The following is a 12828-nucleotide window of genomic DNA, read 5'->3' on the forward strand; positions in this document are numbered from 1 at the left end:
CCAGTTCGGGTCGACCCGTCGTGAGTTCGGGTCGACCCGTCGTGAGTTCTCGAATTCACGACGGGTCAACGAGAACTGGCGACAGGTCAACGAGAANNNNGTGGCGACAGGTCGGTCAGAGGAGCTCGGCGAGCATTGCGGCGGCCCGCGCGGCACCGTCGGACTCCACCGGCAGCACGTGCTGCTCGACCATCAGCTCCTTGACGATCGCCTCTGCCAGGAAGCCCGGATCGGACGCCTCGCCGTACGACAGGTGCCGGCCCGCGCCGTACCTCTCCAGGCGGTGCCGGACGTGGAAGTTCTGCTCGAAGTGGTGCTCCAGCGGGACGTAGAGGAACGGGGTCCGGGCCGAGGCCAGCTCCATGCACGTGGTCAGGCCGCCCTGGACCACGGCGACGTCGGCGGCGGCCAGGTGGTCGTGGAGTCGCGGCAGGTAGCCGCGAACCCGTACTCCGGTGCGGCGGGGGAGCGAGGCGGGGTCGATCCGCGGCCCGCAGACCACGAGGAACCGCAGCTCGGGCAGCAGCCGCCGGGCCAGTGGCGCCGCGTCGAGGACCCGTTGCAGCAAGGGTCCACCGACGCCGGAGCCGCCGACCGTCACCACGCACAGCTTGTGCTCCGGCCGGTAGCCCAGCGATCGCCTCAGCCGCTCGGTCTCCGGCCGGGTCGGTGCCTCGAATCCCGTCACGTAGCCCGCGAAGTCGAAGTTCTGCTCGGTCCACTCACGGATCCCCGGCAGGCCCGGACCGAACGCACCGTCGACGATGTCGGAGGGGTTGCCGACGAACACCGACCGGTCGCGCAGCTGACGGAACCTGGCCCGCTGCTCGATCATCTCCGCGTTGTGGTCGCTGGTCAGGCGGGCCTCCTCCTCACCACCGTCCGGCATCGGCAACCACCCCACGAAGTCCGTCATCCAGGCGTAGGCGAACCGCTTGCGCTCAGGGTTCTCGTGGAGGAAGTGGTCGACGTCCCACGCCTCGTCGCCGACCACGAGGTCGTAGTGCTCCTCACCCACGACGTCGTCGAAGACCATGAAGTTGTTGACCAGGATCTCGTCCATCCGGCGGATGGTGCGGAAGGCATGGAGGTCGTGCTCGCCGGCCTCCTCCTCGATGTGGGTCGACTCGTTGAGCAGCCACTGCGAGGCCGGGTGGATGCGTTCGCCGGCGGCCTCGAGAACCGTCGTGACGGGATGCTGGGCCAGCCAGTCGACCTGCAGGCCGGGGCAGCATCGGCGGAGCTCCTCGGCGATGGCGACGTCGCGCCGGGCGTGACCGAGCCCGATCGGCGAGCTCAGGTAGAGCACCCGGCGCGGCCGGTCGAGCGCGCGCTGCCACGTACGTCGTACAGGCGGACGGCCGAGCCCTTCGACGAACGCGCGGACCATCGTGTTGACCAGCACGGGCTGCCGGCCCGGCGGACCGTGGCCCACGCCTTCCAGAAGGGTGAACGAGCCACCCGTCAGCTCGGCCAGCCGCTTCCCGACACCCCACGGCCGGATCCGGTCGCGGTCGCCGTGCACCACGGCGACCGGACAGGTGACCCGGGCGCAGACCGGCTCCAGCGGCTCGTTGACGGCACCCTCCAGCCCCAGGCGACCGGCGGTCGTGTCGCAGAGGGTCTGTGCGGTGATGTCGGCGGACCACAGCAGGCAGTCCTCGATCTGCTTGGTGGAATGCGGCTCCGAGAACATCTGCTCGAAGAAGAACCGGCGGAAGCCGTCGTAGTCGCCCTCCAGCCAGTTGTGCTTGTTGTACGCCGCCCACCCGTCGGTCGTGTCGTGCCGCTGGTCCCAGGCGAACCGTTCGCGGGCGGGGTCGGCCACCGCCAACCCGCACGACGGGGCGATCGCGAACAGGCCCCGGACCCGCTCGGGATGGTCGGCCGCCACGTGCACCGACCAGGTCACGGCACAGGACAGGGCGACCAGCACGGCGGAGTCCGTGTCGGTGGCGTCCATCACCGCGACCGTGTCGGCGGCGTAGTCGAGGTTCGCGTACGCCGCCGCGCCCGACGGCCGCCCGGAGCGCCCGCTCCCGCGACCGTCGAAGGTGACCACCCGGAAATGCCGCGCCAGGTATGGGATCTGCAGTTTCCAGAACCTCGACGGGATGATCGACCAGGTGGGCATCAGCAGCACCGTGACCGGCCCGTCGCCGTACACCTCCCAGGCGAGGGACACCCAGTCCCTCACCGCGGTCCCGGTCCGGTCGGGTGACCGGGCACGGCGCTGCTCCTGCACCATCTCCCCATCGTGCTCCCGCACGAGCGGGCCTGCCAGACCCATCAGGGCCGCACCTCGTACACCTTGTTGAACGGCGTCTCGGCAGCCACCCGGAACTGCGTGAACCCGGCGGTGGTCACGACGTCCCTGATCCGGGCCGGGCCGGCCTGGGCACCGAGTCCGAGACCGACGTCCTGGGCCAGCGACGACGGCGTGCACAGCAGGGTCGAGAAGCCGTAGTAGGCGCGGCCGACCGGGTTGAGGTTGTCCTCGACGTGGTCGCCGGCGGCCGGTTCGACGATCATCCAGGTGCCGTCGTCCTTGATGGTGCGCCGGATGTTGCGGGCGGCGCCGACCGGGTCACCCATGTCGTGCAGGCAGTCGAACGTGGTGACGAGGTCGAAGCCGCCGTCCACGGCCCGCGCGTCGTCGGTGACGAACGAGACCCGGTCGCCGACACCGGCGTCCTCGGCCCGCGAGCGGGCGGTCTCGATCGACCCGGCGTGGTAGTCGGAGCCGACGAAGCTCGACCTGGGGAACGCCTGGGCCATCAGGATCGTCGAGGCGCCGTGCCCGCAACCGATGTCGGCGACGGTCGCTCCGGCCTCCAGACGCGGTACGACGCCCTCGAGTGCGGGCAACCAGGCGCCGACGAGGTTGGCGACGTACCCCGGGCGGAAGAACCGCTCGCACCCGACGTGCACGTCGCCGTTGTGCTCGCCCCAGCCGAAGCCGTCGCCGTTGCGCGCGGCCTCGACGATCAGGTGCGCGTCGCGGATCGAGCCGTGCGCGGTCTGGAACAGCCCCGGGAGGTACGCCGGACTCTCACTGTCGGTCATCGCCACCGCCTGCTCGGGCGGGAGCGTGTAGCGCCCGGTGTCGGGGTCGTAGGTGACGTAGGCGCCGGCGGCCTGGCAGTTGAGCCACTCGCGGGTGTAGTGCGGCTCCGTCCCGGTGCGCTCGGCCAGCTCGGCCGCGGTGGTCGGCCCGTGATCGGCGAGGCTCCGGTAGTAGCCGAGCTGGTCGCCCATCACGACGAGGGCGCCGTTGAGGCCGGCGCCCACCTCCTCGACGGCGCGGAAGACGAAGGCCATCAGCTTGTCGGGGTCGACGGCGGTGCTGGCGGGGGTCTGGTCGATGGTGCTCATGTCGGTGCTCCTCCGGTGGTGGATGTGCTGCCCACAGTGACGCCGGACGTGGCCGCTCCGAATCCGGTGACCCACCTAGCGAGTGATTCCAAGGGGAAGTGCCGGGCGCGCGATGCCCCGCATCCCGACCGGCGGCGTTGTCCTCGACTCGACGGGACTCCGTCCCGCCTTCGCTCNNNGTCCGCCTTGCNGACCGCTCGCTGATCCGGCACCCCTTGGAATCACTCGCTAGCGTTGGTGTCCGTACGATCAGAAGATGCTGGTCGGGCGCGACGCCGAGATCCTGGCCCTGGACAGGCTGGTCGGCGGCGCCCGGATCCAGCAGAGCGGCGTGCTCGTCGTGACGGGCGAGCCGGGGATCGGCAAGTCGACGCTGCTGCGCAACCTGGCCGACAAGGCCGAGTCGGTGCGCATCCTGAAGGCTGACGGGGTGGAGTCGGAGAGCGGTCTCGCGTTCGCGGGACTGCACCAGCTCCTGCTGCCGTTGCTCGACCTGCTCCCGGCCCTGCCGGGTCCCCAGGCCACGGCCCTGGAGGTGGCGTTGGCGCTGCGCGAGGGTACGGCGGGGGACAGGTTCGCGGTCGGTGCAGCCACCCTGGGACTGCTCAGCCGTTGTGCGGAGGAGGAGCCCCTGCTCCTGCTCGTCGACGACGCCCACTTCTTCGACCATCCCTCGGCGGAGGCCCTCGTCTTCGCCAGCCGCCGACTGATGGCCGACCCGATCGCGGTCGTGGTGGCGACGCGACCCACCACGGGCACACCGGTCTTCGACTCCGACCTTCCACGCCTGGAGCTCGAAGGGCTGCCGCCCGAGTCCGTGGCGCGGCTGCTCGCCGACTCCGCGAACGCTCCCGTGGCACCCGACACCGTCGCCCGGGTGCACCGGGCTACCGCGGGGAACCCGCTCGCCGTCGTGGAGCTGGCGGAGGAGGTCGATGCGATCGACCGGCTGGCGCCGACCACGCCCCTGACCGTGCCGGACCGGCTGCTGGGTGAGTTCGGACGGCGGGTCCTCGCCCTGCCCGCGCGCACGAGGAAGGCGCTCCTGGTCGCCTCGATCGCCGAAGCCGACGCCGCCGTGGTGGGTCGTGCGCTCACTGAGCTGGGCACGAGCATCGGTGACCTGACCGCCGCGGAGGAGGTCGGACTCGTCGCCCTCTCGTCCGGCGGCATCACGTTCCGCCATCCGCTCGTGCGCTCCAGTGCCTATGGGGCCGCCTCGCCGGCAGAGCGGAGGAGTGCCCATCTGGCTGTCGCGCACTCCCAGCCCCAGTCGGACCCCGACCGGAGGGCCTGGCATCTCAGCGAGACCGTGATCGGCGTCGACGAACACGTCGGTGACCTGCTGGCCGAGGTGGGCAGCCGGGCGGCCGGCCGGGGCGCCCACTCGGTCGCGGCCACGGCGTACGAGCGGGCAGCGGCACTGAGCGGGAGCGTGCGGGCGACGGCTCAGCGACTGCTCCTTGCGGGGGAGGCGGCGTGGCTGGCCGGGCAGTTGGCTCGGGCAGAGACCCTGCTCGAGCACGCCTCCGAGGTGGCTCCGGGCTCGGAGGTGGGTGCCGCGGTGGACGGTGTGCGCGGCAACCTGGAGATGCGGGCCGGCTCGCTCGATCTGGCCGGGACGCTCCTGCGTCGGGCCAGCCTCGCCCTCGCCGTCACCGACCCCGATGCGGCCGCGATGCTGGCTGCCGACCAGATCAACGCGTGCTTCCTTTTGGGCGCGACCGCGGAGGGACTTGCCGCAGCCACTCGGCTCGAGGCGCTCCTGGACTCGGTGACGTCGACGTACGTCGAAGTGCGTGGTCGGATGACGATCGGCATGGCGCGGGTGCTCGCCGGTGAGCCGGGCATCGAGCTGATCCGCTCGGCGGTCGAGGAGCTGGAGCAGGGCACCTGGTGGAGCGACGACCTGCGTCGCCCCGGGTGGATGGTGTTGGGCTCCTTGTTCCTGCGTGAGTCGAGCACCGGACGGGACCTGGTCGACCACGTCGTGCAGGAGCTGCGCGACAGGTGTGCGTTGGGGACGCTGCCCACCCTGCTCTTCCACGTGGCCCGCGACCACGCCACCACCGACCGGTGGTCGAGTGCCCTGGCGGTCTACCACGAGGCGGTGGCGCTGGCCCGTGAGTCGGGGCAGACCACCGACCTGGCGATGTCGCTGGCCGGTCGCGCCTGGCTGTCGGCCCGGATGGGGCAGGCGGACGACTGCCGTCGTGACGCCGACGAGGCCAGCACACTGGCCGATGGACACGGCATTGCGTTGGCGCGTGCCTGGGCGTTGTCCGCGCTGGGAGACCTCGCCCTCGGGGCCGGGCGCGCCCACGAGGCGCTCGGCCACTTCGAGGCGCTCGAGTCCCTGTTGTCGCGGATCGGCTTGCTGGACGTCGACCTGTCCCCGGGACCAGAACGGGCCGAAGCGCTGGTCCGGCTCGGTCGGGCGGCCGAGGCCGGGGAGATCGCCGCCGTGTATCGGTCCCGGGCGCTGGCGAAGGGGCAACCGTGGGCGATCGCGCGTGCGGAGCGCACCTTGGCGCTGCTGGCAGGGGGCGGGGCGTCCGTACACTTCGACGCGGCGCTGTCCCTGCACGACGGCAGCCCCGACCTCTTCGAGCGAGCCAGGACCCAACTGGCGGTGGGGTCCTGGCACCGCCGGTCTCGGCGCAGGGTGGCCGCGCGGCCGGTCCTTCGGGAGGCGCTGGCGACGTTCGAGGAGCTGGGTGCCGGGCCGTGGGCCGAGCAGGCAGCGGCCGAGCTCGAGGCCACGGGGGAGCAGCCACATCGTCGCGGAGACCGGAGCATCGACCTGCTCACCCCGCAGGAGCTGCAGATCGCCGGTCTGCTCGGCGCCGGCCGCACCACCCGTGAAGCGGCGGCGGCGTTGTTCCTCAGCCCGAAGACCGTGGAGTACCACCTGCGGCACGTCTACATGAAGCTCGGCATCCACACGCGGGCCGAGCTCCGTTCACACATCGACCTGTCGTGAGTTCTGATCGACCCGTCGTGAGTTCTGCTCGACCCGTCGCGAGCTCGCTCCCGATGGCCGTGTCTGATTTCCGCTAGAACGGGCTTCGTGGGTGCGGCAGGATGGAGCCATGTTCACCGACACCGAGGCCTGCTACCGGGCCGTGAAGAGCAAGGACCGCCGCTTCGACGGGGTGTTCTACACGGCGGTGCACACGACCGGCATCTACTGCCGCCCCTCGTGCCCGGCGCGCACCCCGGCCTCGAAGAACGTCTCGTTCTTCCCGACCGCCGCCGCTGCACAGTCGGCGGGCTTCCGGGCCTGCAAGCGCTGCCTTCCCGATGCCACTCCGGGCAGTCCTGACTGGGATGTCGCCGCCGACGTGGCCGGTCGCGCGATGCGTCTCATCGCCGACGGCGTGGTCGACCGCGACGGCGTCGAGGGGCTCGCCACGTCGCTGGGATACACCTCGCGACACCTGACCCGCATCCTCAACGCCGAGCTCGGTGCCGGCCCCCTCGCCCTGGCCAGGGCCCGCCGCGCGCAGACCGCGCGGATCCTCGTCGAGACGACGACGATGACGTTCGCGGACGTCGCGTTCGCCGCCGGGTTCTCCAGCATCCGCCAGTTCAACGACACGATCCGCGAGGTCTATGCGTCGTCGCCGACCGACCTGCGCGGTCGTCGTACGCCCTCCCGCGGAGCGGCCGGACAGCTGTCGATGCGGTTGGCCGTGCGTACGCCGTTCGCGGGACGCGCGTTGCTCGACTTCCTTGCCCTGCGAGCGATTCCGGGCGTCGAGGCGGTCGGCGACGGGTGGTATGCCCGGGCGCTGGCGTTGCCCTACGGACCCGGCACCGTGCACCTCGAGCTCGACGACGCCGTCGACGAGGGAGGCATCGCGCTGGTGTCGGCGACGTTCCGGTTGGCCGACCTGCGCGACACGTCAGCTGCCGTCGAGCGCGTCCGCCGGCTGCTCGACGCCGACTGCGACCCGATGGCGGTCGCTGACCAACTGGTCGAGGACCCGCTGGTCGGTGCCCTGGTCCGCGCGTTGCCCGGACTCCGGGTGCCCGGTCACGTCGACGGCGACGAGATCGCCGTCCGCGCGGTCCTGGGCCAGCAGGTGAGTGTCGCCGGGGCCCGAACCGTGGCCGGCCGACTGGCCGCGGCCCACGGTGTGCCGCTGCCCGACGAGCTGGGGTCCGACGGACTCACGACCCTGTTCCCGACGGCCACTGCGTTGGCGGCGCTCGATCCCGAGGACCTGCCGATGCCCCGCGCCCGGGGTCGAGCGCTCACCGAACTGTGCGCTTCCCTGGCCGACGGCCGGGTGAGCCTCGACCGCCGGGCCGACCGCGCCGACGTACGCCGTGGGCTCCTGGCCGTGCCCGGCATCGGGCCGTGGACGGCCGACTACATAGCGATGCGGGCGTTGGGCGATCCCGACGTGTTCCTGCCTACCGACGTGGCCGTGCGCCATGCGCTGGCCGGCCTCGGCGCCGACCCGAAGGACGCCGACGGCATCGCGGAACCATGGCGCCCGTGGCGCTCCTATGCACTGATGTACCTGTGGCGTTCGCTCGCCCACCCAGAGGAGATGAACTGACATGTGGACCCTGATGGATTCGCCCGTGGGCGAGCTGCGCATCATCGAACGCGAGGGCGCGGTGTCGGCGATCGAGTTCTCGCCGTTCCGCCAGCCCAGTGACGGGCGACCTCTCGGTGCCCGCGATGACGACCACCCGGTGCTCGTCGAGACGATCCGGCAGCTGACGGCGTACTTCGCTCGCGACCTGACCGACTTCGACCTTCCCCTGGCCCCGCACGGCACCGAGTTCCAGCAGCGGGTCTGGAAGGAGCTCCAGCTGATCCCGCACGGAGAGACCGCGTCGTACGGTCAGATCGCGCATCGCCTGGGCCACACGAACGCGGCATCGCGCGCGGTCGGTCTGGCCAACGGGCGCAACCCGATCCCGATTGTCATCCCGTGCCATCGGGTGATCGGTGCGGACGGCTCGCTCACCGGCTACGCCGGGGGAGTGGAGCGCAAGCAGACGCTGCTCGACATCGAGCAGGAGGCCCTCTTCTGATGGGGGCTGTCCGGCTGCTGCTCGTGCCCCTGTCCCTGGTCGCCGGTGCGGTCGGACTCGTCGCCGTGCAGGGCGTCAGCGCCCGGCGCACCATCGAGCGACTGCCCGAGGCCGACGGTCTCGAGGACACCCGTGGTCCTTTCTCCGGTGCACCGCTGCATCTGGTGGTGCTCGGTGACTCCGTGGCTGCCGGTGTCGGGATCGCCCACCACGACGCCACGCTCGCGGGTCGGCTGGCCGTCCTGCTCTCGGACGGTCACGCCGTACGACGCGCGGTGGTGGCGCAGTCAGGCCTGACCGCGGGCGGTGTGCTCGACCTGGTCGATTCACGTGCGCCGGAGCTCGCCTCCGCCGACGTCGTGGTGCTGTCGGTGGGTGTCAACGATGCGAAGGGGCTGCACTCCACGCGACGCTGGCGCGCTGAGCTCACTGCCCTGCTCGACGCCCTCAGCCGTACGGCGCCGCGCGCCCAGGTCGTGCTCCTCGGGGTGCCGGACATGTCGATGTTCACGCGTCTGCCGCGACCGCTGCGTTCGGTGATGGGCCTGCGTTCACGGGCACTCGACCGCGCCGGACGGTCGATCGTGTCGTCGTACCCGAGCGTTCAGCACCTGCCCCTGAACGGTCCCGCCTTCGACGTCGAGAGGCCGTTCGCCTCTGACGGGTTCCATCCGTCCGAGGCCGTGCACGCGGCCTTCGCCGACGAGATCCACCGCCTGTTGTGAGCCAGTCTGCTGGCACTCTCGAGCTGGCCTACAGGGTGATGCTCGAGTGTCGCGGTGGCGGCACAGTCATCAAGAACCCACGGTTCGAAGCGCAACAATCCACGGCTCGCGCATCAAGAATGCACGGTTCGTGGTCACTCGGCGGCGGCGCGGCGGAGTGACTCGGAGAGCCGCTCGGCGGCGGCAATGACAGCGGGTGCGTGCATCCGGCCGGGCTGACGGGAAAGCCGCTCGAGCGGGCCGGAGACGGACACCGCCGCGATGATCTTGCCGCTGGGGGAGCGCACCGGTGCGGAGACCGAGGCCACCCCCTGCTCGCGCTCGCCGACCGACTGCGCCCAGCCTCGGCGCCGGATGCCCGAGAGGGCGGTGGCGGAGTACGCCGCGTTCTGCAGGCCGCGGTGCATGCGCTCGGGGTCCTCCCAGGCCAGCAGCACCTGGGCGGCGGAACCCGCGCGCATGGTCAGCTGCGAGCCGACCGGGATGGTGTCGCGCAGGCCGCTGGGACGCTCGGCGGCAGCGACGCAGACGCGGTGCTCACCCTGACGGCGCCACAGCTGTGCGGACTCGCCGGTGATGTCGCGCAGGCGGGCCAGGACCGGACCGGCCGCGGCGAGCAGGCGGTCCTCGCCGGCGGCGGCGGAGAGCTCGGCCAGGCGCGGTCCGAGGACGAAGCGGCCCTGCATGTCGCGGGCCACCAGGCGGTGGTGTTCGAGGGCCACGGCCAGGCGGTGCGCCGTCGGTCGTGCCAGCCCTGTGCCTGCGACCAGTCCCGCAAGGGTGGCCGGGCCGGCCTCCAGTGCGGCGAGCACCAGGGCGGCTTTGTCGAGAACGCCGACTCCGCTAGAGTTGTCCATATGGCAATACTGCCGTCTCAGATCATGGGATGCAAGAGCTAGTCTCTGTGACCTGAGGAACGTCGCTCGAGAAAGTCGTGGAGGGAAGTCATGGGCAAGACCCTGTCGGAGAAGGTGTGGGACGAGCATGTCGTCCGCAGTGCTGAAGGAGAACCCGACCTCCTCTTCATCGACCTCCACCTCATTCACGAAGTCACCTCGCCGCAGGCCTTCGACGGTCTCCGTCTCGCTGGCCGCAAGGTGCGTCGCCCCGACCTGACCCTGGCCACCGAGGACCACAACGTCCCGACCATCGACTGGGACAAGCCGATCGCCGACCCGGTCTCCAAGACCCAGGTCGACACCCTGCGCAAGAACGCCGAGGAGTTCGGCGTACGCCTGCACCCGCTCGGCGACATCGAGCAGGGCATCGTGCACGTGGTCGGTCCGCAGCTCGGGCTGACCCAGCCCGGCATGACCATCGTGTGCGGCGACTCGCACACCAGCACCCACGGCGCGTTCGGCGCCATCGCGTTCGGCATCGGTACGTCGGAGGTCGAGCACGTGCTGGCCACCCAGACGCTGATGCAGGCCAAGCCGAAGACGATGGCCGTGACCATCAACGGCTCGCTGCCCGAGGGCGTCACCGCCAAGGACATGGTGCTCACCCTGATCACGCACACCGGCACCGGTGGTGGCCAGGGCTACATCGTCGAATACCGCGGCCAGGCCATCGAGGAGCTCTCGATGGAGGGCCGCATGACGGTCTGCAACATGTCGATCGAGTGGGGTGCCAAGGCCGGCCTGATCGCCCCTGACCAGACCACCTTCGACTACATCGAGGGCAAGCCCGAGGCCCCCAAGGGTGCCGACTGGGACGCCGCGGTCGCGCACTGGAAGACCCTGGTCACCGACGACGACGCGGAGTTCGACAAGGAGATCGTGCTCGACGCCTCCGAGATGACGCCGTTCGTCACGTGGGGCACGAACCCCGGCCAGGGCGTGCCGCTGGGCGGCAACGTCCCGATCCCCGCGGAGTTCGAGGAAGAGCAGGACCGCGTCGCCGCCGAGAACGCCCTCAAGTACATGGGCCTCGAGGCCGGTACGCCGATGCGCGAGGTCCACGTCGACACCGTGTTCGTCGGCTCGTGCACCAACGGTCGCATCGAGGACCTCCGCCTCGCCGCCGAGATCATCAAGGGCCACAAGGTCGCCGACGGCACCCGTCTGCTCGTCGTGCCCGGCTCGGTGCGGGTGCGCCTGCAGGCCCAGGAAGAAGGGCTCGACAAGGTATTCATCGAGGCCGGCGCAGAGTGGCGCGGAGCTGGTTGCTCCATGTGCCTGGGCATGAACCCCGACCAGTTGACCCCGGGTGAGCGCAGCGCGTCGACGTCCAACCGCAACTTCGAGGGACGTCAGGGCAAGGGCGGTCGCACGCACCTCGTGTCGATCCCCGTCGCCGCTGCCACCGCCGTGCGCGGCACGCTGTCTTCCCCCGCCGACCTGGTCTCCGCAAGCGCGACCGCCGGAAAGGACGCCTGAGCATCATGGACAAGTTCACCACCCACACCGGTGTCGCCGTACCGCTCAAGCGCAGCAACGTCGACACCGACCAGATCATCCCCGCGGTCTACCTGAAGCGGGTGACCCGCACCGGCTTCGAGGACGGCCTCTTCGCGGCCTGGCGCAACGACCCCGACTTCGTGCTGAACAAGCCGGAGTACGCCGAGGCGTCGGTGCTGGTCGCCGGACCCGACTTCGGCACCGGCTCGTCGCGTGAGCACGCGGTGTGGGCCCTGCAGAACTACGGGTTCAGGGCCGTCATCTCCTCGCGCTTCGCCGACATCTTCCGCGGCAACTCCGGCAAGGCCGGACTGTTGGCGGCGCAGGTCGACGAGAAGGTCGTGCAGAAGATCTGGGACCACCTCGCCGAGCACCCGGGCACGACGGTCACCGTCGACCTCGAGAGCCGCACCGTGAGGGCCGGAGAAGGGCCTGACGCGATCGAGGATTCCTTCGACATCGACGACTACACGCGCTACCGGCTGCTCAACGGGCTCGACGACATCGGCATCACGCTGTCGAACGAGGTCGACATCGCGGCATACGAATCAAATCGTCCTGCGTGGAAGCCGGCGACTCTTTGAGAGCCTCTACTTCTGACTGATTGACCGCGAATCCCTTGCCTGGCAAGGGATTCGCGCATTTCACGACTTCTCCTCGGAACCCAATTCCACACCGGACAAGGGAAATGGTGGTCTGGACCGCGAATTTCCCGTAAAGGAATTCGGTCGAAAACGCGCCGTGGTCATTGTGAGTTGAGCCACGAATGCCTAGCGTGCATGGGAGATGTCGGGCAGGAGCTCGGCCGGATTGGTTCATTGGAAGGGAAGCTAGTGAACAAGACTCAGCTCATCGACACCCTGGCCGCACGCTACGAGGGCAACCGGAAGGCCGCCGCCCACGCGCTGGAGTCCGTCCTGGACACCATCACCCGTGAGGTCGCCAAGGGGGAGAAGGTCGCCATCACGGGCTTCGGCTCGTTCGAGAAGAAGATCCGCGAGGCGCGCACGGTGCGGAACCCGCGCACCGGCGAGAAGATGCGGGCCAAGAAGAAGGCGATCCCGAAGTTCACCCCGGGTGCCGACCTCAAGGCCGTGATCTCCGGTGCGAAGAAGCTGCCGAAGCTCACCCTGGCCAAGGCGACTGCACCGGCCAAGAAGGCGGCCAGTGCAGCAGGTGCAGCCACCAAGGCCGCAGCCAAGAAGGCGCCCGCGAAGAAGGCGCCGGCGAAGAAGGCCACGAAGGCTGCTGCTCCGGCGAAGACGACGGCGACC

General features: G+C 70.4%; 10 protein-coding genes. 7 read left to right on the plus strand and 3 right to left on the minus strand.

The features are described from left to right. Window positions 1-115: 115 nt before the first annotated feature. Window positions 116-2290 (minus strand): alpha/beta hydrolase, encoded by a 2175-nt coding sequence (locus ASH02_RS08190; protein ID WP_235539013.1) that lies wholly within the window; start codon window positions 2288-2290, stop codon window positions 116-118. Then, the gene (locus ASH02_RS08195; RefSeq protein WP_056676188.1) at window positions 2290-3375 is read right to left on the minus strand and encodes a class I SAM-dependent methyltransferase; all 1086 of its coding nucleotides are present in this window, start codon (window positions 3373-3375) and stop codon (window positions 2290-2292) included. The genes ASH02_RS08190 and ASH02_RS08195 overlap by 1 nt, the downstream gene beginning before the upstream one ends. A 256-nt stretch (window positions 3376-3631) precedes the next feature. Here ASH02_RS08195 and ASH02_RS08200 point away from each other — a divergent pair, with 256 nt between their 5' ends. The 4 genes from ASH02_RS08200 to ASH02_RS08215 all read left to right on the plus strand — a co-directional run bounded on the left by ASH02_RS08200 (window position 3632) and on the right by ASH02_RS08215 (window position 9155). Further along, window positions 3632-6358 carry a helix-turn-helix transcriptional regulator gene (locus ASH02_RS08200; protein WP_057294563.1) on the plus strand — a complete coding sequence of 909 codons (2727 nt, stop codon included), beginning with the start codon at window positions 3632-3634 and terminating at the stop codon, window positions 6356-6358. 109 nt (window positions 6359-6467) lie between these two features. Then, a complete protein-coding gene (locus tag ASH02_RS08205) occupies window positions 6468-7946 on the plus strand; it encodes a DNA-3-methyladenine glycosylase 2 (RefSeq protein WP_056676203.1) in 1479 nt (492 codons plus the stop codon). A gap of 13 nt (window positions 7947-7959) precedes the next feature. Then, a complete protein-coding gene (locus ASH02_RS08210) occupies window positions 7960-8430 on the plus strand; it encodes a methylated-DNA--[protein]-cysteine S-methyltransferase (RefSeq protein WP_321163500.1) in 471 nt (156 codons plus the stop codon). Next, the gene (locus tag ASH02_RS08215) at window positions 8430-9155 is read left to right on the plus strand and encodes an SGNH/GDSL hydrolase family protein (protein WP_082599415.1); all 726 of its coding nucleotides are present in this window, start codon (window positions 8430-8432) and stop codon (window positions 9153-9155) included. The genes ASH02_RS08210 and ASH02_RS08215 overlap by 1 nt, the downstream gene beginning before the upstream one ends. Before the next feature lie 134 nt (window positions 9156-9289). Here the strand turns inward: ASH02_RS08215 and ASH02_RS08220 are convergent, their stop codons facing one another. Next, a complete protein-coding gene (locus ASH02_RS08220; protein ID WP_056676208.1) occupies window positions 9290-10012 on the minus strand; it encodes an IclR family transcriptional regulator in 723 nt (240 codons plus the stop codon). A gap of 90 nt (window positions 10013-10102) precedes the next feature. On the opposite strand from ASH02_RS08220, the gene leuC reads away from it, so the two are divergent. The 3 genes from leuC to ASH02_RS08235 form a co-directional block, all read left to right on the plus strand. Next, a complete protein-coding gene (leuC, locus tag ASH02_RS08225) occupies window positions 10103-11533 on the plus strand; it encodes a 3-isopropylmalate dehydratase large subunit (protein ID WP_056676211.1) in 1431 nt (476 codons plus the stop codon). A 5-nt stretch (window positions 11534-11538) separates the two neighbouring features. Continuing rightward, complete coding sequence (gene leuD / locus ASH02_RS08230) at window positions 11539-12138, plus strand: 3-isopropylmalate dehydratase small subunit (protein WP_056890723.1); 600 nt, start codon at window positions 11539-11541, stop codon at window positions 12136-12138. A gap of 249 nt (window positions 12139-12387) precedes the next feature. Beyond that, the coding region (locus ASH02_RS08235; protein ID WP_056891409.1) for an HU family DNA-binding protein at window positions 12388-12828 on the plus strand (441 nt) is incomplete at its 3' end.

Source organism: Nocardioides sp. Soil796 (genome assembly GCF_001429525.1).
In the GTDB taxonomy this organism is placed as follows: Bacteria; Actinomycetota; Actinomycetes; order Propionibacteriales; family Nocardioidaceae; genus Nocardioides.

Excerpts from the sequence above, each read along its gene's own strand:
- ASH02_RS08190 (WP_235539013.1), bottom strand. The coding sequence starts at position 2,290 with ATGGGTCTGGCAGGCCCGCTCGTGCGGGAGCACGATGGGGAGATGGTG.
- ASH02_RS08195 (WP_056676188.1), bottom strand. The coding sequence starts at position 3,375 with ATGAGCACCATCGACCAGACCCCCGCCAGCACCGCCGTCGACCCCGAC.
- ASH02_RS08200 (WP_057294563.1), top strand. The coding sequence starts at position 3,632 with ATGCTGGTCGGGCGCGACGCCGAGATCCTGGCCCTGGACAGGCTGGTC.
- ASH02_RS08205 (WP_056676203.1), top strand. The coding sequence starts at position 6,468 with ATGTTCACCGACACCGAGGCCTGCTACCGGGCCGTGAAGAGCAAGGAC.
- ASH02_RS08210 (WP_321163500.1), top strand. The coding sequence starts at position 7,960 with ATGGATTCGCCCGTGGGCGAGCTGCGCATCATCGAACGCGAGGGCGCG.
- ASH02_RS08215 (WP_082599415.1), top strand. The coding sequence starts at position 8,430 with ATGGGGGCTGTCCGGCTGCTGCTCGTGCCCCTGTCCCTGGTCGCCGGT.
- ASH02_RS08220 (WP_056676208.1), bottom strand. The coding sequence starts at position 10,012 with ATGGACAACTCTAGCGGAGTCGGCGTTCTCGACAAAGCCGCCCTGGTG.
- leuC (WP_056676211.1), top strand. The coding sequence starts at position 10,103 with ATGGGCAAGACCCTGTCGGAGAAGGTGTGGGACGAGCATGTCGTCCGC.
- leuD (WP_056890723.1), top strand. The coding sequence starts at position 11,539 with ATGGACAAGTTCACCACCCACACCGGTGTCGCCGTACCGCTCAAGCGC.